Genomic DNA, 19348 nt, shown 5'->3' with positions numbered 1-19348 from the left:
TTTTCGGACCATCTAGAGGGAATGACGTTGATCCGTGCCGGTATAGGCGCGTTCGCTCCAGAGCAGGGCTTTGCGCAGCCTATCCGATATTGCTTCGGTTATGGCGCCCACGAACAGGATATGGTCTGCGGCATCGATGGAGCCGACAAGTTCGCAGTCCATGGACAGAAGCGCATCGGCAAGTCTGGGGCTTCCTGACGGCCAGGCATCCCAGGCTCCGACGCTGAACCGGTCCGGGTGATTTGCCTTGCCCGCAAAGACATCGGCAATTTCCTCCTGTCCTCTGGCCAGTGCCGCAACGGAGAAGCGTCGGCTCGCTGTGATGAGATCGACCATGCGACTGCTGGCGTCGATGGAAATCATCAGAAGCGGCGGTTCTGCGCTGAGCGGCATGAAGGAGGTGATTGTGCGCCCAACCCGCTCTCCGGCGTGGCAGGCCGCGGCCACCGCAACCGTGAAGGTTAGGCCGGCCATTGAATCCTTGAATTCACGCGGGGAGATCATCGGAGAGGCGCAAGCTTTCAGCGGAACATGCGCGTGATTGACCACGCCGCCATCGATCAGCCTGAGATTATGAGACATGGCGTGCCGGGCTAACCGCCCGCTCCCGGATTTTTCGAAAAAATGGACATTTTTGCCGCAGCGCCATTCATGATGTCGGCATTGTCAGGCGGTAACTTTTTCTCATGCACGCGCGGCCAGATGCCGGAATAGTGACGGTTGAGGTCGAGCCAGACATGCAGCCCCGCTTCGGTATCCGGCCGGATCGCGGCGGCGGGACATTCGCCCTCGCAAATCCCGCAGTCGATACATTGATCGGGGTGAATGACGAGCATGTTCTCGCCTTCATAAAAACATTCGACCGGACAGACTTCCACGCAGTCCATGTATTTGCAGGCGATGCAGTTTTCGGTGACGACATAGGGCATTGAGACGCTCAAAGGGAGTTGCAGCCGGACGGCGGCTGTCCGGCTGCGCCTGATCCGGCCGGCCGCCCAGGGCAGCGGGACCGGCCGGATCGGTGGGGCTCAAATCAAAGGCGGGCGGCGACCGCCTGCCAGTTCACCAGATTGTCGAGGAAGTTTTCGAGGTAAGCGGGGCGCTTGTTGCGGAAATCGATGTAATAGCTGTGTTCCCACACATCGCAGCCAAGAAGCGCCTTCTGCCCGAAGCACAGCGGATTGACCCCGTTTTCGGTGCGGGTGATCTTCAGCGAACCGTCGGTATCCACCACTAGCCACGCCCAGCCCGAACCGAACTGGGAGGCGCCGGAGAGGGCGAAATTCTGCTTGAACAGCGCGACCGAACCGAAGGACTGCGTCAGCGCATCTTCCAGCACCTTGGGGATCGCATGATTTTCCGGCCCCATGATTTCCCAGAAGAGATTGTGGTTCCAGTGCTGGGAGGCATTGTTGAATATGCCGGATTGCGCCACCGCGCCCGTCTCATAGGTGCCCCGGACGATCTCTTCGAGGCTCCTGTTTTCCCATTCGGTGCCGACGATCGCCTTGTTGAGGTTATCGACATAGGCCTTGTGGTGAAGATCGTGATGGAACTTCAGCGTCTCCTCGGACATGCCCGAGGGGGCGAGCGCATCATGGGCGTAGGGGAGGTCGGGAAGCTGGAAAGCCATGGGGTGTCCTTTGTCAACTGTTCGCTCAAGAGCATGGAAAGAGCCTTGCGAAAACAAGGTGACAGTACTTCTAGGACCTCAACCATGGTTCAGGTCAAGAGGTTTTTTTAAGAGTAAGGGAACCGCAATCGGCTGCCCGATTTGTCCCGCGATCCGCCGGAAAGCGGCAGCCATGGATTGCGATCTGACATCGCCGAAAGCCCGGTCGCCGCGCCATCGGCGTTCAATCTTTTTCCAAATAGTTCATCGAGCGGCCGCTCGTCGTTCGTTGTGACCTTGACACAGTGACATCGCGGCCTAGACGGGTCAGGTGTTCATTTTGGAGTATAGACATGAAAACACTGGCAGCCGTTTCGGCTTTTGTAGGCAAGACCTTTGCCGCCTGGGTCATCCTGTTCGCCGTGCTCGGCTTCTTTTTTCCGGATACGTTCAAGCAGATTGCGCCGTGGATCGTCACGCTTCTGTCGATCATCATGTTCGGGATGGGGCTCACACTTTCGGTCGATGACTTCAGGGAGGTCGTAAAAAGGCCGTTCGATGTGACGATCGGCGTGCTCGGCCAGTTTCTCATCATGCCGCTTCTGGCGGTGCTGCTCACCCGCATCATTCCCATGCCGCCGGAAGTCGCGGCGGGCGTCATTCTGGTCGGCTGCTGCCCTGGCGGCACATCTTCCAATGTCATGACCTATCTCTCCAAGGGCGATGTCGCCTTGTCCGTTGCCTGCACCTCGGTCACCACGCTTGCCGCGCCACTGGTAACGCCATTCCTCGTCTGGCTGTTTGCGAGCCAGTTCCTGCCGGTTGACGGCTGGGCCATGTTCCTCAGCATCGTCAAGGTCGTTCTGGTTCCGCTCGCTCTCGGCGCCGCCCTGCAGAAGCTGCTGCCCGGTCTCGTCAAGACGGCCGTTCCGGCTTTGCCGCTGGTGAGCGTCATCGGCATCGTCCTCATCGTTTCTGCGGTGGTGGGAGGATCCAAGGCGTCCATCGCCCAGTCCGGGCTGATGATTTTTGCCGTCGTCGTTCTGCATAACGGGCTTGGCTATCTCCTCGGTTACCTCGCGGCAAAGGCAACGGGCCTGTCGCTTGCCAAGCGCAAGGCCATTGCAATTGAGGTGGGGATGCAGAATTCGGGCCTCGGTGCGGCGCTTGCGACGGCCTATTTCTCGCCTCTCGCCGCGGTTCCGAGCGCCATTTTCAGCGTCTGGCACAATATTTCCGGTGCAATCCTGGCAAACTGGTTTTCGGGCCGGGTGGATGCAGGCTCCGCCAACAAAGCCGCCTGAAGCTCCGCATTTGTCAGGCCGCCTGTAATTCAGGCGGCCTGACCCTGCGTTAGAACGGCATAGTCCGGCGTGCTACGGCCGGTGGATTAAGCCGGGCAAAGCCCTCCTGTCGCTGATACGGGAAATGCGGATAGGGAGCAGTCGTCTCGCTGGCCTCGTCCAGCGTCGCTACCTGTGCGGACGTCAGTTCCCATCCCACGGCATCGAGGTTCTGGCGAAGCTGCTCCTCATTGCGCGCGCCGATGATGACCGTGGAAACAGTCGGGCGTCGGAGCAGCCAGTTGAGGGCGACCTGCGGCACCGTCCTGCCGGTTTCTTCCGCGACAGCGTCGAGCGCATCGATCACGCGGTAGAGATGTTCATCATTAACCGGTGGGCCGAAGCTCGCGGTCTCATGCAGGCGGCTACCTTCGGGCAGCGGTGTGCCGCGGCGGATTTTTCCGGTTAACCGCCCCCAGCCAAGCGGGCTCCAGACCATTGCGCCAAGACCCTGATCCGCGCCGAGCGGCATCAGATCCCACTCGTAATCCCGGCCGATCAGGGAATAATAGACCTGATTGACCACATAACGCGGCCAGCCATATCGATCCGCGACGGCAAGCGATTTCATGATCTGCCAGCCGGAAAAATTCGAGACGCCGGTATATCGCACCTTGCCGGAGCGGACGAGCGTATCGAGCGTCGACAGCACTTCCTCAACCGGTGTGAAGGCATCGAAGGCATGGAGCTGAAGGATATCGATATAGTCGGTCTTTAGGCGGTGCAGGGCGTCATCCACCGCGCGCAGAAGCCGGAAGCGGGATGACCCGGCCTCGTTCGGCCCGTCACCCATCGGCAGGCTGGTTTTGGTCGAGATCAGAACGCTGTCGCGCCTTCCCTTGACGGCTTCGCCGAGCACTTCCTCCGATGCGCCATTGGAATAGACATCGGCGGTATCGAACAGGTTGACGCCGGCTTCCAGACAAATATCGACCAGGCGCCGGGCTTCCGTGGCGTCCGAATTGCCCCAGTTGCTGAAGAGCGGGCCGGAGCCGCCGAAGGTTCCGGTGCCGAAACTCAAGACCGGCACTTTCAGGCCGGATTGGCCAAGATGACGATATTCCATGGGGCGTTCCTTTGTTGCTTCGAAATGGTCACGGGCGGGGCTCTGGCAGCGCCGCGCCCTGTCCATCCCATCATGATTGGCAGATGAAGGTTGCGATGCGTTTCAATCGCCGTCTGAAGATAGACGCACGCTCTTCAATGAAATAGAATGCCGAAAATACTATCACTTGTGAGATGAAGTCATCATGGCGCGACTGGAGATCAACCGGGCAGGGGAGATGGAAATCTTCGTGCGGGTCGTCGAACTCAGCGGTTTTTCCCGCGCGGCCGCGGCGGCGAACATGACGCCTTCGGCTGTGAGCAAGCTGATCGCACGGCTGGAAAGCCGCCTGGGCGCGCGCCTGCTCAACCGTTCCACCCGGCAGCTTCAGATAACGCCGGAGGGCTGCGCCTTCTATGAAAGGGCCACCCGCATCCTCGCCGATCTCGAAGAGGCCGAACGCGCCGCGGGTGAGGGCGAGCAGCCTGTCGGCCGCGTGCGGATCAACACCAGCGCTTCTTATGCAACGCATATTCTCGCGCCCATCCTGCCACGGTTTCTGGCGCTTCATCCGGGCATCACGCTCGATATCGTCCAGACGGATATGGTGGTTGACCTCCTTGCGGAACGTATGGATGTGGCGGTGCGCGCTGGGCCGCTTAAAAGCTCAACTCTCGTTGCCCGGAAACTCGGTGAGACAGGGATGATCATCGCCGCCGCCCCGGCTTATCTGGAGCGTTGCGGCGTGCCGCAAACCATCGCCGATCTGGAAGATCACAATCGGCTCGGATTCGGTTACGCGCGGTCAGTCGACGGGTGGCCGTTGCGGGACGCCGGAAAGACCGTCGTCATTCCGGCGACGGGGCGCGTGCAGGTCAGCGACGGCGAAGGCCTTCGCCGTCTTGCCCTTGCCGGTGTCGGGCTGGTTCGCCTTGCCGCCTTCACCGTGCGGGAGGATATCGCCGCCGGCCGGCTCATACCGGTCCTCGATCACCTCGATACGGGTGAGACGGAGATGTTTCATGCCGTTTATGTGGGCCAGCGCGGGCTGCTTCCCGCACGCATCCGGGCCTTGCTCGATTTTCTCGGCGAGCACGGGCGAGTGAAATGATCTTTTGATGGCATCGGAAGTCGCGGCGGGGATGAATACGGCAGGAGGGTGAAAAAAAGAACGTCCGGCTGACCGGACGCCTATGGTCTCGGACCGAACAGCGTGAAGGCGCCAGCCGATTTCAGCGCAATGTGCGTCTCGCCGGCAAGTGTGCTTGGTATCGCGCCGCAAAGGCTGCCCGTCGTTACGACATTGCCCGCCTTGAGCATTTCGCCGGTGTTGAACGCCGCATTGGCAAAGGCGACCAGCGGCGCGAGCGGATCGCCATTCGGATGTTTTACCCCGGCATCGAACAGCGATACCGACCCCTCGGTAACGATGAGCTGCGGCAGGTTCTCGCCATTTCCGGCAAAGACATCCACGATGTGCTTATCGACTTCCGGGCCGATGACGAAACCGTGGTTGGCGAGGCGATCCGCGAGAAAAAGCGGAAACGGCACCTGATTTTTTTCCACCAGCCTGTAGCGGAGAAGTTCAGCACCAAGATGGACCTTGTCGATAAATCCTATCAGGTCCTCCCTGGTCAGCGGTCCCGCCGCCGCCGCGGGAATATCCGCCGAAAGCGTAAAGCAGATCTCGACCTCGATGCCTTCGGTGCCGTCATGGGGAAAAGAAGCGGCATTGGCTTCATCGACCCGCACACAATCGAACATGGGCGCCCCGACGGCCTCGCCATCCGCGCGGATCGCCAGTTTCCAGCCGGCAACCGGTGCTGCCCAGCTCTCAGCAAAAGCCCGCTGGACCGCCATAGCCTCTCCAAGCGTAGCGGGAATATGGCCCTTCGCCTGCACCGCCGCCAGAGAAATCTTCGCCCCCTCGCGGCTCGCTGTGATGAAGCTTTCCGCCAGTTTTTCGATTGCCGCCATTGCGTCCATGGTCTCCGTTGTTCTTGAACGCCAAAATGTTGTCACGATTTGACGTTCACTGCCAAGGCCATCAATGCCGGGTTTGACCACATCGCCGACTTTAAGGACGTGCGGCGAGGGCCACTGTAGAGCGAGTACCCTTCCTCGCGTGCCGCGGGCTTTATGAGAGAGCAAATGATAGTGTTTGTGGTTGACAGCGTCACAAAACATAAATTCAAGCGTTTGCTTCTGGGATCCCTTAGCGTATTCGTCCCTACCAAAACGTAGAACAGAGAGTTGACGTATGACATTGCAATTTCCGAGCATCGCGCAGACGCTTGCCGAAGAGATCGGAAGATTACGCAAATGGCTGGATGAGGACGCCCTGCCCCTGTGGTGGGAGGCGGGTTCGGCCCGCCCGGATGGCGGCTTTTACGAACGTCTCGGCCAGGATGCGAAACCGGTTTTTTCCGATGACCGCCGCGCCCGTGTGCAGCCGCGCCAGGCCTATTGTTTCGCCGCCGCCGGCCAGCACGGCTGGCAGGGACCGTGGAAAGACGCGCTCCTGCACGGGCTTTCCTGGTTCGAGAAGGTCTATCGCCTTGAAAACGGCCTTTACGGCAACCTTGCCGACCAGACGGGCCGGCTGATCGATCCCTCCTTCGATCTCTACAATCAGGCCTTTGCGCTTTTCGCCGCCGCACAGGCGGCCGCAAGCCTTCCCGAGCGCCGGGACGGGATGCGCGGCCGGGCGCTCGATATCCTTGCCATCCTCGAACGCGACTACAAACACCCAGTCGCCGGCTTCGAGGAAGCGAACCCGCCGCGCACGCCGCTCTGCTCCAATCCGCACATGCATCTCTTCGAGGCGATGCTGGCCTGGGAGGTGCAGGACCCGGACGGCCCGTGGTCGGCGCTGGCCGACGAGATCGCCGATCTTGCGCTTAACCGCTTCATCGATGGCGGCAATGGCGGCTTGCGCGAATTCTTCACCCATGACTGGACACCGCATGACAGCGACAAAGGCCGGATCATGGAACCCGGCCACCAGTTCGAATGGGCCTGGCTTCTGGTGCGCTGGGGCAGCCTGCGCGGCAATGGCGAGGCGATCGACAAGGCAAAACGGCTGTTCGAGATCGGTGAAGAGCACGGCATCTGCCCGCGCCGCAAGGTGGCGGTGATGAGCCTCTATGACGATTTTTCGGTGCATGACGGGCTGGCGCGGTTATGGCCGCAGACGGAATGGCTGAAGGCTTCGGTGCGGCTTGCGAGCGTCACGGGCGGTGAGGAGCGTCAGCGTTACCTCGCCTCCGGTCTCAGCGCCATCGGCGCGCTGCAGCCTTTCCTCGACACGCCGGTCAAGGGCCTGTGGTTCGACAAATGGCCGGCCGACAGGCCGATGCTCGACGAGCCGGCGCCGGCAAGCACGTTTTATCACATCGTCTGCGCCATCTATGAGGCAGAGGCTGTGCTGGCGGTCAGTGTGTGAACTCAGCACACCCAGCCGGTGGGCGTGCTACATTCGCCACCCTCATTTTCAGGGCGGCGAGACAGTCAGTATTAATATGCTGCAAGCAAGCGGTTTGTCATAACTGACGCACTCGGCGCAGATCAAAGTCGCGCCTTTCGTGTGTCGAATCTTTCCCACTAAGCTACATCGGCATCAAATTGGATGCTGTGAAGCCGTTTATAAAGGCCATCATTTGCAAGAAGCTCACGTCTGCTGCCCTGCTCGGCAACCTCACCATTGTCCATAACGACAATTTTGTCGGCGCGATTGATAGTGGAGAGACGGTGAGCAATGACGATTGATGTCTTGTTGAACGTCAGTCGTTCAAGTGCATCGCGAACGAGAGCTTCGGATTCTGAATCCAATGCGCTGGTTGCTTCATCGAGGATCAAAATATCCGCGTCTCTGAGCATGGCGCGGGCAATTGCAACACGCTGCCGCTGTCCCCCGGACAATCCGGAGCCATTTTCACCGAGCCTGCTGTCATAGCCTTCCGGCATGCTCATGATGAAATCATGCGCATTGGCTGCTTTGGCGGCTGCTATTATCTCTTCTTCGGTGGCATTGTCGCGGCCAACGGAAATATTGTGCCTTATGGATCCCGAAAACAGGAATGTTTCCTGCCCAACGTAAGAAACGTGCTCGCGCAAGCTCGAAAAAGAAACGTCACGCAAATCCATGCCGTTGATTTCTACTGAGCCGGTTTGCGGATCGTAAAGGCGCATCATGAGATTGATAATGGTGGATTTGCCGCTGCCGGATGGGCCGACCAGCGCGGTCATCTTGCCACCTTCGAAGAGCAGGCTGACATCCTTCAGAACAGGCTGGCCTGCAACATATTCAAAGCTCACATTTTTTAGTTCGACGTCGCCGGTCGTTTTGGGGAGAGGCTCGGCGTCTTTTTTCTCGGCAAGCGTCAGCGGCGCGTCCAGCACCTCAAACATCATCCGCACGCCAATCATGCCGCCTTCGATCTGTACCCGCATGCGGGCGAGGCGTTTCGCCGGTTCATAGGCAAGCAACAGGGCGGTAATAAAAGCCATCAAATCGCCCGGCGAGCCGCCTTTTTCGAGAACGGTATAGCCGGACACGGCAATAACGACAGCAATTGCGAGGCCTGATAGCGTCTCCATGATGGGACTGGTTGCGGCCTCCAGTTTGGCAATGCCATTGGCACGTTGCTCTACGTCGGAAACCGCCTTGTTCATACGTTGACGCATAAGTTTCTCAAGGGAGAATGCCTTGATAACACGTACACCTATGCTGGTTTCCTGTACGACATTGACAATCTCACCGAGCGAAGCAAGCTCCGCCTCCATGATCTTGCGTACGCGGCGCAAAACAAGCCGAACGCTGAAGATGGCAAGAGGACCGATAATCATGGAGATCGCACTCAGAAGGAAATTCTGGGCGAACATCACGATAATCAGGCCGATAAGCGAAAACAGGTCACGTACGAAAGATGTGACAATCGTATCTATGACGCTGCGCGCCGCCTGTGCATTGTAAGTAACGCGAACCAGCAGTTCCGAGGAAGGCAGATTCTGAAAGAAGGAAACGCCCTGTTTCAGGAGCCGATCGTAGATCTTGCGTTGTTGCTCCGCCACGATGCTATTACCAGCTTTGCTGAGATAATAGCTCTGCACGAAGGTTGCGAGGCCTTTGACGATGAAGATAGTCGCGACTGCAAATGCAATCTCGAGAACGACGTCAAAGCCCTGCTTCAGATAAACGCTGTTGACGATATCGCGCATGATCCATGCGCTGAGAGATGTCGTGCCGGCGACGACGAGCATCGCGGCAATTGCCGCAGAATACCAGCCAACATGCTTTCTGAAATTTTCTTTGAAAAGTCGCACCAGCAACGTCTTGTCGTTTTCAGACAAAAAAGATCCGATCACGGAGATATCCTTAGTTAGCTGATACCACTACGATTTGAGAAATTGATGGCTGTCCATTTCGATCATTTTTGACCAGGAAACCAGTCCACTATCTGTTCCGAATAGGTAAGCCGCATTCTACTTCGTTTCGTAATCCCGTATCAACTGGCTTAATAATTTCTCTCGGCGCTGGAAAAGTCCTCAGACTCGTTGTTCAAGCGAACCAAATAGTGCGGTGGCCGGCGAGTGTCAACATCCCGCCGACCCGGTCGAAGATTCGAGATGCACCGTTACCGTCTTTTATAATCGTCCTCGATGCGGATGACATCATCCTCACCGATATAGGCTCCGGTCTGGATTTCGACCAGTTCGAGCGGGATCTGCCCCTCATTGGCAAGCCGGTGCGGCTGGCCGATCGGGATATAGACCGACTGGTTTTCCGTCAGCAACTTCGTCTCCTCGCCGATCGTCACCGTCGCCGTGCCCTTGACGACGATCCAGTGTTCCGAGCGGTGATAATGTTTCTGGAACGAGATGCGGTGGCCGGGATCGACCGTGATATGGCCCACCCGGTAACGCTCGTCCACATACATGTGTTCGATATAACCCCAGGGGCGATAGACGCGTTTGTGGCTTTGCGTCTGCGGTGCGTGTTCGCCGTCCTTCAGCGTCTCCACCAGACCCTTCACATCCTGCACCCGGTTTTTCGGCACCACCAGAACCGCATCCTTGGTGGCCACCACCACCATGTCCTTCGCGCCCACCACCGTCGTCAGCAATTGCGTCGAATGGATGAGGCAGCCTTCGGAATCGATGAAGACGCCGTTGCCTTCCAGCGCATTGTTGTTGCCGCGCTTGTCGGCGATCTCCCAGATCGCATCCCAGCTGCCGATATCCGACCAGCGGAAATGGCCATGCACCACCGCCATGCGTTTGGTCTTCTCGATCACCGCATAGTCGATGGAGTTTTTCGGCGAGGCCTCGAAGTTTGCCTGATGCAGGCGCACGAAACCGAGGTCGCTTTCATATTGCTCGACCGCCTGCGTCACCGCTGCCAGAATCTCCGGCGCGAAGGCCTTCAGTTCGGCGATCATCACATCGGAGCGGAACAGGAAGTTGCCGGAATTCCAGAGATAACCCTTTTCCAGATAGGAGATCGCCGTCTTCATATCCGGCTTTTCCACGAAGGCGTCGACGGTGCTGAGGTCTTTTTCGCCATCGATCGCATCACCCGGCTTGATATAACCGTAGGAGGTGCGCGGTTCGGTCGGCACCAGGCCGAAGACGACGATATTGCCCTGATCGGCAGCTTTTGCGCCGAGTTTCACGGCGTCGGAGAACTTGTCGGCATCGAGCACCACATGATCGGCGGCAAGCGCCAGCACCAGGCATCCGGGCTCGCGGCGCTCGGCCAGCACGGCGGCGGCGGCCATGGCGGCGGCGCTGTCGCGGCGGGCGGGCTCCAGCACTACCGTTGCCGGCAGATCGATCTCTTCGGCCTGACGGCGGGCGAAGAACCGGAAATCCTCATTGGTGATGACGAGCGGCTCGGCATAAAGCCCCTTGTCACCCACCCGCTGCAGCGTCTGCTGATAGGTCGAAAGATTGCCGACCAGCGGCTGGAACTGCTTGGGCAACTGATCGCGCGATACCGGCCAAAGCCGCGAACCAGCACCGCCGGCCAGAAGAACCGGCGTGATCTTTCGAGCGTATGTGTTCAAAATGAAACCTCTCAACTTTCTATCGCCCCTTAACTTTCGTGATATCGGACGTGAGGTGACGCTTCAAATGCCGGATAGAGCTTTCCACAGCGAATAGAAACAACCTAATTTTTGCTTGATGAACCGATGACTGCCGAAGTTTTCACGGGTGATGAGCGCATTTGACAAGGGTTCAGAACCACCTGTATAAGCCGCGCACATCTCTCCGCCCCGCGCCAAAAGTTAAGGGTTGAAAGCGGGGCGTGTCCCCGATGTGGGTGATTTAGTAACGCTGCATCGGCGTCAACTGCCACTTGGTGGGGCATGAGGATATGTCTGCAAGATGACTGAAGTTTTTTTCGATCTTTCCGAGCTTTTTTTAAATTCAGGCGTAAAATTTAAATATTATGGTATCTCCAGAACTGTGATGGAGGTCGCTTACGAACTGACAAAATTGGATTCCAGAGTCCGATATGTCATATATTCTCCGTATCATGGTCGGTTTTTTGAAGTTTTCCCAAGGGTTGGAGACGCATCGCCGACTGGCGTGCTGGACCACAATCTTCCTCCTTCGGCTACCCCCCTTCGGCTGCGCCAAAGCCTCTTTAATAATAACCCCGTCAAATCTTCCGTTTATTGGGCAATTCGAAAGGTCGTCGATTTCAGAAACCGGCGGCGATGGGCTACGGTCCCGGATGGGTCGGCTAAGGAAGTCGATCTCTCCGGTCATGTGCTGATATCCCTGGGCAGGCCGAAGATTATGTCCGACTATCTGGCGGCCCTTGAAGCGCGTGGAACAAACGTGATCTTTGTCCCACTTCTGCACGACATGATCCCGTTGCATGATTTCACGCACAGGAATCAATTCTCTTTCCCGAAGAATTTTCTGCACGACAATCAGGTGGCGATTAAAGCATCGTCACTCATTCTCACGAATTCGGAATTCACAGCTCGTGAGGTTCTGCATTTTTCGGAGAAAGGCGTGTTGCCGCCTGTATCGAAGGTCATTGCCGTGCCGCTTTGCAACGAGTTGCGCCCGACCTCGGAGCCTATAGAGAAGCGCGGGCCGTCAGGACGTTACATCTTATGCGTGGGAATCTATAATGGCAGGAAAAATCTGGAATGCGTAGTTGAGGCCATGATGTCCCTTCACGAGCGGGGAATGGATGTCCCCAATCTCGTATTGGCTGGCGCGAGACGCAAACGTGTGGAGAAATTTCTAAAGAATAAGCGATTTCTGCCCCTGTCCACAAACTTTCATTTCGTACACAACCCGAACCAGGCGGAACTGGCGGAATTGTATAAGCGTGCATTTGCGCTTGTTCTCCCCAGCCGGATGGAAGGATGGGGCTTGCCCATAAGCGAGGCATTATGGTGCGGAACACCTGCACTGGCGGCGGACGTTCCGGCGCTGAGAGAGGCGGGGGGCGATCTGGCGCGCTATTTCGACCCGGAAAAGCCAGATGAGTTGGCGGACGTTTTGGGTGAGTTGTTGGGGAATCACGCAGAGTACGAAGCTTTGCGTCTTGAGATCGCTGAACGGAAACCCTCTATGCGGACATGGCACAATGTCGCATCTGAAATACTTTCAGGAGTGAAAAATACGCTTTTAGCGACTTGAAGCGCTTCGGATATCGCGTTGGCAGCGGATATCTGTGCGTTCAGAGAAAAGGACTCGGTAAATACCGACAAATGTCATAGAAGAGGTTGCTGTCCGCGCATTTTTTGGAATTCGTGCTGGCATGTAACGCAGGATGACCAGAAGATCTTGGTTGATTAGATTACAGGTGGAATATGAAAAAGGCGTTGGTAACCGGATTAACTGGCCAGGATGGAGCCTATCTTTCGCAGTTTTTGCTGGAGAAGGGTTATGAAGTATACGGCTTGGTGCGCCGCTCCAGTACCGCAGATGTTAATGATACTAGGCTGAAGTGGCTGAATATCGACAGGCATGTTCGTTTTATTGATGGAAATCTTACAGATCTCTCCAGCATAATTCGGATTATGCGTGAAGTGCAGCCTGACGAAATATACAATCTGGGAGCGCAATCATTTGTGAAGTCTTCCTGGAACCAGCCGCTGCTGACAGGGCAGGTGACCGGCATCGGTTGTGCAAACATGTTGGAGGCGACGAGACTTGAGGCGCCGGGTGCGCGCTTTTATCAGGCTTCCTCTTCTGAGATGTATGGCCTCATTCAGGAGGCGATGCAGAACGAGACGACGCCGTTTTATCCTCGTTCCCCTTATGCTGTTGCGAAGCTTTACGCGCACTGGATGACGGTAAACTACCGTGAGAGTTTCGGTTTGCACGCCTCCAGTGGTATTCTGTTCAATCATGAATCGCCGCTGCGTGGGATCGAATTCGTAACCCGCAAGGTTACAGACGGTGTGGCCAGAATTAAGTTGGGGCTTCGCGACGAGCTACGCCTCGGCAACATTGATGCGAAGCGTGACTGGGGTCACTCCAAGGACTATGTCCGTGCAATGTGGCTGATGTTGCAGCAGGAAATCCCGGATGACTATGTCGTTGCAACAGGGCGCACCGTTACTGTTCGAGATATGTGCAAGATCGCTTTCGGGCACGTTGGGCTGAATGTTGATGATTATCTCGTAATCGATCCGGAGCTGTTCCGCCCGGCTGAGGTTGACGTACTTCTTGGTAATCCCAAGAAAGCAAAAGAGAAGCTTGGTTGGGAAGCCACAATCACGCTTGAAGAGATGATTTGTGAAATGGTTGATGCGGATATCAGTCGGCTTTCGAAGTGAATATGGCGCAGCAAAATTCTGTCTCTAATCCCCGTATCTTGATAACGGGCGCGAATGGATTTGTTGGACGTTGGCTGCGGGAGGAATTACAAAAAGTCCTCCCGTCGGCCGCTCAGATAATTTCCACCTTCAAGGGAGGCGGAAATGACGTTGCCGCTCAGTCACAAGGAACTGAGGTCTCAATTGCGTTGGACATTGAAGACGAAGAGGCTGTCGCACAGGTTATAGAGACTTGGCGACCGACCGTGGTTATACATTTGGCTGCGGTCTCTCATGTATTGGAAGCCTCCGCTTCTCCGAAACAGACATTTGCCGTCAATCTTAACGGAACGATTGCGCTGGCATGTAGTGTTCGCAAATTTTGCCCAGAAGCCCTGTTCATAAATATCGGGTCGTCCGAGGTTTATGGGAGCAGCTTTATCGGTGCGACAAGGCCTTTGGACGAGGAAACGTTACTTGCTCCGACAAATGTCTATGCAACGTCAAAAGCGGCGGCAGATCTCTTCATTGGCCAGATGTCAAAAAATGGGCTGAATGCTGTTCGATTTCGGCCATTTAACCATACCGGGCCGGGGCAGGCGGAAAACTTCGTAGTGTCGGGTTTCGCGGCGCAGATCGCGCGGATTGAAAAAGGTTTGCAACCACCGATCATCAAGGTTGGGAATCTGGAAGCGCAGCGTGATTTTACGGACGTCAGAGATATAGTCTCGGCTTATGTGGCGGCGGCCCTTCTGCCACCAGAGAGATTTAAGGACGGCGTGATCTTAAATCTATCCTCCGGAACCGCGCGCCGAATTGGAGATATTCTAGACAGTCTGCTGGCAATGTCCCAGGTCAAGATTCAAGTCTTGGAAGATCCTGCTCGAATGCGAGCGAGTGAAGTGAGCTATGTGGCAGGGAGTTCGGCCAAAGCTGGTCATCTTCTCCGATGGTCGCCGCAAATTCCCTGGGAAACAACATTACGTTCGGTTTTGGATTATTGGCGAGCCAGTGACTAAACTCAGGCCAGTCACGAGATCGATTGGATTGATATGCACTCCAAATACATAGTCTTGGATTGGCTGCGTTAATCGAAAAAAGAACCGGTGTTGCCCTGCAGTCACCGCTAGTCTCATTGAATTTTGAGGTTGCGCGTTGCCATCTATGCTCTGCAGGCTGTAAAGCTTTCAGGCGAGTTGGTCTTATGCTCTTTACTTGCCTGAAAGAGGGGGCCTTAAATTTCCTCCATGGAAAGCACCAAGCGACAAAGAAGTAGTTTTGCTATATGGGCAATTTTACTTTGATTCCAAGATGATTTGGGGACATTATGTCTAGTGGCAGTGAAAGAATGCGCGTATTTTTTGATATATCCAGCCTTGTGTCGTATGTTTCGAAAATAGATCGATACTCCGGAATTCAACGAGTTCTCGTAAATATAATAACGGAGCTTGGAAACAGGGCGTCGGACGCGGAGTTTTATTTGTGCTTCCACGAAGGCGTGGGAAAAAAATACGTTTGCGTATCTTTCGACGATTTTGATGTCGCTAATTTCGATGACCCGCGGGCGCTTCGAGGCGCTTTGAATATTGGAAAATCAAAGAGCGCGGCAGATATTGATGTAATTTCAAAATATAAGTCGAGCGCTGCGAAATATTACTTCCATCGAACGAGGCTGGATATACTGGCATTCCTCGGCTCGAAGAGTTCGTTTCTCAGATACAACATAACGCCTGAGCGTTGGCTGGAAATGCGCTTTCCCAAGGATGGAAAGGCTCGGAGGGACACGGTAAGAAAGAGTTTTCTGGCCATGTGTCGTCCTGGAGATGCCTTGGTCAATCTCGATAGTTCGTGGTTGCCTTTACATGAAAGAGCATTTTCCGCCGCCAAGGAAAAAGGCGTAATATGCTATACGCTTGTCTATGATCTGATTCCCATTTTGCTGCCGCAGACGACCCATGGGATGATGCCTCTCATCTTTCATAAATGGCTGGCAAACAGCGTCGAGTACACCTCGAAGTACCTCTGTATCAGTAATGCTACGAAAAAGGATCTGCAGGATTTTTTGGCTAAGTACGGTTTCGAACGCGAGGTCGAAGTCTTGTCCTTGGTACAGCAGGGAATAGATAAAAAAATCTCTCCCACAGCCCTGGGGCCTATGTCCACGCGAGTTAACAAGGATGCGTATCCGTGGCTGTATGAAGTGGCCGAAATTTCTGACGATGTACGTAATGTGGCGACTGTTCCCTATGTTCTATGTGCCGGAACAATTGAGGCACGGAAAAATGTATGGCGCATCGCTCAGAGTTGGCAACGCTTGCTTCAAGAAGGGAACTACGACCTTCCACGGCTTGTGTTTGCTGGTAGAAAGGGCTGGCACATAGAGGCGTTCGAAAATTTCCTGAAAGGTTCGGGTAATCTCGATGGTTGGATTCAGGTAGTTGAAGCGCCCAGCGACGCTGAGTTGGCGTTCCTATACAGGAACTGCAAATTCTCGATTATGGCAAGTCTTTACGAGGGTTGGGGACTGCCCGTCGGAGAGGCGCTTTCCTATGGGAAAACGGCAGTGGTGGCCAATAATAGCTCGCTGCCGGAGGTGGGTGGCGAGTATGTCGAATATTGTGATGCGGCCTCGATTGAGAGTATTGCTGCTGCTTGTCGTCGCCTTATCAGGGATCCTCAGCGCCTCCACGAGTTGGAAAAGAGTATCTCCACTGCGAAAATGCGCAATTGGGAGGAGGTATGTAGCGACTTGCTCAATATTTTAGGGCTTTCTGGTGAATTCGTAGGCTAACGAGGTTGGATAATTATTTCAATCTGTGTTTGGAATATTTGATTTGTATTGTATGTTTCTATTTTGTTCTTAAATTCGAGATTATATTGAGAATTGCTTGGTCGAATGCAGAGACATACTGCTTACCTTCAGGGCTTTACTACCGTTGCTCAATAGGATGGATCGTCTGAGATCGTCATTGCGCTGATTGGAAGTGCGGAGCACCAGCTCTGCCAAAGACAGTAAACGCGGTCAACGTCTATAGAATTTTACGCCTTGGATCGCGAACTCGGGAGTGGGTGCAACGACTTGCTCGGAAATGGTGTCGTCGGTTTCTCAACCTCTGTGTCGCCGTCGTATTCCTCCATCAGGATTGTCGCCGACAATATCGTGTTCACGGCGTCATAGTCGGGGCTTGTGTATTCTGTGTTCATCGGCAAAGGTGCCTCGAATTTCAATTTTGAGGAAGTTGCCGATGAACCGTGTTTTCTATTGGTGCGGACTGACGGTTACCCAGCCATTCAACACCGGCATCCAGCGAGTCACCCGTTGCCTCGCTGCTGAACTGCAGAAGCGTGGTACCGAGATAATCCCGATCAAGTGGAACGCCAGAAAGAACGGTGTTTCCATTATCAACGGGAAAGAAGCGGAGATTTTTGCGGCCTATTCGGGACCAAATATTTCTTTGCCGGATCGCCTGCCCATGAATCTCAAGGGCGAATGGATGATCGTTCCAGAGGTGATTGTCCCCATGGTTGTGCCCGGATCGAACCCGGTTCGCTGGGCGAATGATCAAGGAATGAAGACGGCAGCCATCTTCTATGACCTTATCCCGCTTAAGACGGCTACCGACCTTCACGCCAAGCACCTCGAGCTTTTTGCGGAGTACTGGCGAATGTTCGCAGAAGCAGATTTGGTTCTCCCGATCTCAAAAGAATCGGAAAGTGACATGGTTTGGTGGCTGGGGCATAACGGTCACCACATTCCGGAGGTAAAGACCGTTTACCTTGCGGGCGAGCTTCCCGGCATACCGCGATCAGCGAAGAGTAAGAAAGAATCGAAAACATTCAATCTCGTGTCGGTTGGGTCAATCGAGCCGCGTAAAAATCATGTCGCCGTGATTAGGTCCGTGCTGGATGCTCGTGAACAGACCGGGGTTGACATTCGGCTGACGATAATCGGTCGGACGATACGCGATGCCTATCCTGAACTGCATGTCCTTGTCGACAATCTGATGGCGAAGTCGAACGGAGCGATAACCCTAAGAGAGTCCGTCGGCGATGAAGAGATGAACGATATTCTTTCCGACGCCGACGCTACGGTCTTCGGGTCATGGTTGGAAGGGTTCGGGTTGCCGGTGCTGGAGAGCTTGTGGCGAGGCCTTCCGTGCATTTGCCATAACGGCTCGTCTATTGGCGAGATTGCACCTGGCGGCGGCACTGTTATGGTTGATATGACGGCTCAGGATCGCATTACCGACGCAATCATTGAACTGGCGACGTCTCCCGATCAGCTTGAGGAATTGACCGCTGAGGCCTCTAAGCGCCACGTGAAGACGTGGGCAGAATATGCGGATGATGTAGCCAATGCCTTGGATATAGAGAAAATCGACCACACGCCGTTTTACTTTATGATGACTGATTATCTTTTGCGGCGGAATTTATGAGCGTGCGAGTGCGCTGCCTTAAAATAAAGGGGCGGCCAAGTGCTTTCGTGCAATCGTTCTTGGGCCGGATGATCGAACGTAAGAAAATATTTCGACGGCAAACTGCAAAGATACGAACATGCTCACCAATGTGGCGGTAGCAATTGATTGGTTTCTCCGCCGTTGTTTACTATCGTCGTCTGCCAACAGTAGCCGCGCGGAACACCAAGAAACTCTTCATGGCGGCCAGGGCAGTCGTCGAGTTTGTAAATTAGAGCACGTCCATTGAACGGGGAATCGCCTTGAGGATTCCCCTGGCTGCCGAATTCTGATTCCATCGCCCCGACTGTTGATTTGGTCGGAGGCAATATGACCCGAGCTTTCAGTGATGATCTGCGTAGCCGCGTTCTGGCCGCGTCACATGATGGCATGTCGGCGCGATCAGCGGCGGCCCGATTTGGAATTGGCATTTCAACGGCCATCGCCTGGATCGCCAGCGCACGGTCGGGTCGGTTGACGCCTGCAAAGCAGGGCCGACGTGGTGGCTCACGCCTCGATGCTCACGAGGACTTCATCATCGGCATGATCGAAGAGGAAAAGGATATTACGCTCAACGAGATGGTTCTGCGATTGCGTGAGGACAAAGCCGTATCGATCGGCCGCAGCGCACTTGACGTCTGGCTGCGAAAGCACGGCTGGACTTTCAAAAAAGACCGCACATGCACTGGAGCAGGAGCTGACCTGCCACTGAACTTTCATCCAGCGGCGACTAGAGCCCCGGCGGTTTTGAACCGCCCCAGGTTTCTGGACCAACTGAGGCTGGAGTTTTCCGGCTTCATTCAGGGAGGCGGGCTGGTTGAGCCTCCTGATTTCATCAGCGAGATCGGTACCTTATTGCCGATCGCACCATGCGGCCGAAACTCATTATAGTCTATACGCCAATCCTCCATCTTTTCGCGGGCATCCGCAAGGGTCAGGAACCAGTGCTGATTCAGACATTCGGCGCGGAAGCGGCCATTGAACGCTTCAATGAACGCATTGTCATACCATCGCTCAATGATCAGAACTCATTGGCCCATTTGCGGTGACCGATGGACATGATGCGCCATGGCTGGCTTTCGAGTTTCCGCCAGGCGTCGCAG

At 55.4% G+C, this 19348-nt stretch carries 15 protein-coding genes and 2 pseudogenes; 9 read left to right on the top strand and 8 right to left on the bottom strand.

Features of this window, described 5'->3' with window-relative positions; all coding sequences use genetic code 11:
* Window positions 1-12 precede the first annotated feature (12 nt).
* The 3 genes from ACQZ5K_RS22605 to ACQZ5K_RS22595 form a co-directional block, all read right to left on the bottom strand.
* Entirely contained in the window at window positions 13-582 is a 570-nt protein-coding gene (locus tag ACQZ5K_RS22605; protein WP_448741469.1) for a flavin reductase family protein, read from the bottom strand.
* A gap of 11 nt (window positions 583-593) precedes the next feature.
* Entirely contained in the window at window positions 594-929 is a 336-nt protein-coding gene (fdxA, locus tag ACQZ5K_RS22600) for a ferredoxin FdxA (RefSeq protein ID WP_448741516.1), read from the bottom strand.
* A gap of 104 nt (window positions 930-1033) precedes the next feature.
* Entirely contained in the window at window positions 1034-1633 is a 600-nt protein-coding gene (locus tag ACQZ5K_RS22595) for a superoxide dismutase (protein WP_448741468.1), read from the bottom strand.
* Window positions 1634-1965: 332 nt separating this feature from the next.
* Here ACQZ5K_RS22595 and ACQZ5K_RS22590 point away from each other — a divergent pair, with 332 nt between their 5' ends.
* Window positions 1966-2916, top strand: coding sequence for a bile acid:sodium symporter family protein (locus tag ACQZ5K_RS22590; protein WP_006697363.1), 951 nt, complete (start codon window positions 1966-1968; stop codon window positions 2914-2916).
* Between the two features lie 49 nt (window positions 2917-2965).
* Here ACQZ5K_RS22590 and ACQZ5K_RS22585 read toward each other — a convergent pair whose 3' ends face one another.
* Window positions 2966-4021, bottom strand: a complete 1056-nt coding sequence (locus tag ACQZ5K_RS22585) for an aldo/keto reductase (RefSeq protein ID WP_448741467.1) — start codon at window positions 4019-4021, stop codon at window positions 2966-2968.
* 184 nt (window positions 4022-4205) lie between these two features.
* Between ACQZ5K_RS22585 and ACQZ5K_RS22580 the strand changes: the two genes are divergently transcribed.
* Window positions 4206-5111 (top strand): LysR family transcriptional regulator, encoded by a 906-nt coding sequence (locus ACQZ5K_RS22580; RefSeq protein ID WP_448741466.1) that lies wholly within the window; start codon window positions 4206-4208, stop codon window positions 5109-5111.
* Window positions 5112-5191: 80 nt separating this feature from the next.
* Here the strand turns inward: ACQZ5K_RS22580 and ACQZ5K_RS22575 are convergent, their stop codons facing one another.
* Window positions 5192-5977, bottom strand: coding sequence for a 2-keto-4-pentenoate hydratase (locus tag ACQZ5K_RS22575; RefSeq protein ID WP_448741465.1), 786 nt, complete (start codon window positions 5975-5977; stop codon window positions 5192-5194).
* A gap of 283 nt (window positions 5978-6260) precedes the next feature.
* On the opposite strand from ACQZ5K_RS22575, the gene ACQZ5K_RS22570 reads away from it, so the two are divergent.
* Window positions 6261-7445: an AGE family epimerase/isomerase gene (locus tag ACQZ5K_RS22570; RefSeq protein ID WP_448741464.1), complete on the top strand. Its 1185-nt coding sequence runs from the start codon at window positions 6261-6263 to the stop codon at window positions 7443-7445.
* 158 nt (window positions 7446-7603) lie between these two features.
* On the opposite strand, the gene ACQZ5K_RS22565 is transcribed toward ACQZ5K_RS22570, so the two are convergent.
* Together ACQZ5K_RS22565 and ACQZ5K_RS22560 are read right to left on the bottom strand one after the other, a co-directional pair.
* Window positions 7604-9367 carry an ABC transporter ATP-binding protein gene (locus ACQZ5K_RS22565; protein WP_448741463.1) on the bottom strand — a complete coding sequence of 588 codons (1764 nt, stop codon included), beginning with the start codon at window positions 9365-9367 and terminating at the stop codon, window positions 7604-7606.
* A 269-nt stretch (window positions 9368-9636) separates the two neighbouring features.
* Window positions 9637-11067 carry a mannose-1-phosphate guanylyltransferase/mannose-6-phosphate isomerase gene (locus tag ACQZ5K_RS22560; RefSeq protein ID WP_448741462.1) on the bottom strand — a complete coding sequence of 477 codons (1431 nt, stop codon included), beginning with the start codon at window positions 11065-11067 and terminating at the stop codon, window positions 9637-9639.
* A gap of 322 nt (window positions 11068-11389) precedes the next feature.
* On the opposite strand from ACQZ5K_RS22560, the gene ACQZ5K_RS22555 reads away from it, so the two are divergent.
* The 6 genes and pseudogenes from ACQZ5K_RS22555 to ACQZ5K_RS22530 all read left to right on the top strand — a co-directional run.
* Complete coding sequence (locus ACQZ5K_RS22555; protein WP_448741461.1) at window positions 11390-12667, top strand: glycosyltransferase family 4 protein; 1278 nt, start codon at window positions 11390-11392, stop codon at window positions 12665-12667.
* A gap of 173 nt (window positions 12668-12840) precedes the next feature.
* Window positions 12841-13812: a GDP-mannose 4,6-dehydratase gene (gene gmd, locus ACQZ5K_RS22550; RefSeq protein WP_020811463.1), complete on the top strand. Its 972-nt coding sequence runs from the start codon at window positions 12841-12843 to the stop codon at window positions 13810-13812.
* Between the two features lie 2 nt (window positions 13813-13814).
* On the top strand, window positions 13815-14810 hold the full coding sequence (locus tag ACQZ5K_RS22545; protein ID WP_448741460.1) for a GDP-mannose 4,6-dehydratase: 996 nt from the start codon (window positions 13815-13817) through the stop codon (window positions 14808-14810).
* A 461-nt stretch (window positions 14811-15271) separates the two neighbouring features.
* Window positions 15272-16582, top strand: a complete 1311-nt coding sequence (locus ACQZ5K_RS22540; protein WP_448741459.1) for a glycosyltransferase family 4 protein — start codon at window positions 15272-15274, stop codon at window positions 16580-16582.
* A 454-nt stretch (window positions 16583-17036) separates the two neighbouring features.
* The gene (locus tag ACQZ5K_RS22535) at window positions 17037-18227 is read left to right on the top strand and encodes a glycosyltransferase (protein WP_448741458.1); all 1191 of its coding nucleotides are present in this window, start codon (window positions 17037-17039) and stop codon (window positions 18225-18227) included.
* Between the two features lie 348 nt (window positions 18228-18575).
* Window positions 18576-18942: pseudogene (locus ACQZ5K_RS22530) on the top strand (transposase); the annotation flags it as partial.
* Window positions 18943-19045: 103 nt separating this feature from the next.
* On the opposite strand, the pseudogene ACQZ5K_RS22525 reads toward ACQZ5K_RS22530, so the two are convergent.
* A pseudogene (locus ACQZ5K_RS22525) lies at window positions 19046-19249 on the bottom strand (integrase core domain-containing protein); the annotation flags it as partial.
* Window positions 19250-19348 lie beyond the last annotated feature (99 nt).

It is taken from the genome of Agrobacterium sp. 22-226-1, assembly GCF_053522345.1.
This window is presented reverse-complemented; position numbering and strand designations above follow the sequence as displayed.

Excerpts from the sequence above, each read along its gene's own strand:
- gmd (WP_020811463.1), top strand. The coding sequence starts at position 12,841 with ATGAAAAAGGCGTTGGTAACCGGATTAACTGGCCAGGATGGAGCCTAT.
- ACQZ5K_RS22605 (WP_448741469.1), bottom strand. The coding sequence starts at position 582 with ATGTCTCATAATCTCAGGCTGATCGATGGCGGCGTGGTCAATCACGCG.
- ACQZ5K_RS22555 (WP_448741461.1), top strand. The coding sequence starts at position 11,390 with ATGACTGAAGTTTTTTTCGATCTTTCCGAGCTTTTTTTAAATTCAGGC.
- ACQZ5K_RS22575 (WP_448741465.1), bottom strand. The coding sequence starts at position 5,977 with ATGGCGGCAATCGAAAAACTGGCGGAAAGCTTCATCACAGCGAGCCGC.
- ACQZ5K_RS22535 (WP_448741458.1), top strand. The coding sequence starts at position 17,037 with ATGAACCGTGTTTTCTATTGGTGCGGACTGACGGTTACCCAGCCATTC.
- ACQZ5K_RS22595 (WP_448741468.1), bottom strand. The coding sequence starts at position 1,633 with ATGGCTTTCCAGCTTCCCGACCTCCCCTACGCCCATGATGCGCTCGCC.
- ACQZ5K_RS22570 (WP_448741464.1), top strand. The coding sequence starts at position 6,261 with ATGACATTGCAATTTCCGAGCATCGCGCAGACGCTTGCCGAAGAGATC.
- ACQZ5K_RS22545 (WP_448741460.1), top strand. The coding sequence starts at position 13,815 with ATGGCGCAGCAAAATTCTGTCTCTAATCCCCGTATCTTGATAACGGGC.
- fdxA (WP_448741516.1), bottom strand. The coding sequence starts at position 929 with ATGCCCTATGTCGTCACCGAAAACTGCATCGCCTGCAAATACATGGAC.
- ACQZ5K_RS22580 (WP_448741466.1), top strand. The coding sequence starts at position 4,206 with ATGGCGCGACTGGAGATCAACCGGGCAGGGGAGATGGAAATCTTCGTG.
- ACQZ5K_RS22590 (WP_006697363.1), top strand. The coding sequence starts at position 1,966 with ATGAAAACACTGGCAGCCGTTTCGGCTTTTGTAGGCAAGACCTTTGCC.
- ACQZ5K_RS22585 (WP_448741467.1), bottom strand. The coding sequence starts at position 4,021 with ATGGAATATCGTCATCTTGGCCAATCCGGCCTGAAAGTGCCGGTCTTG.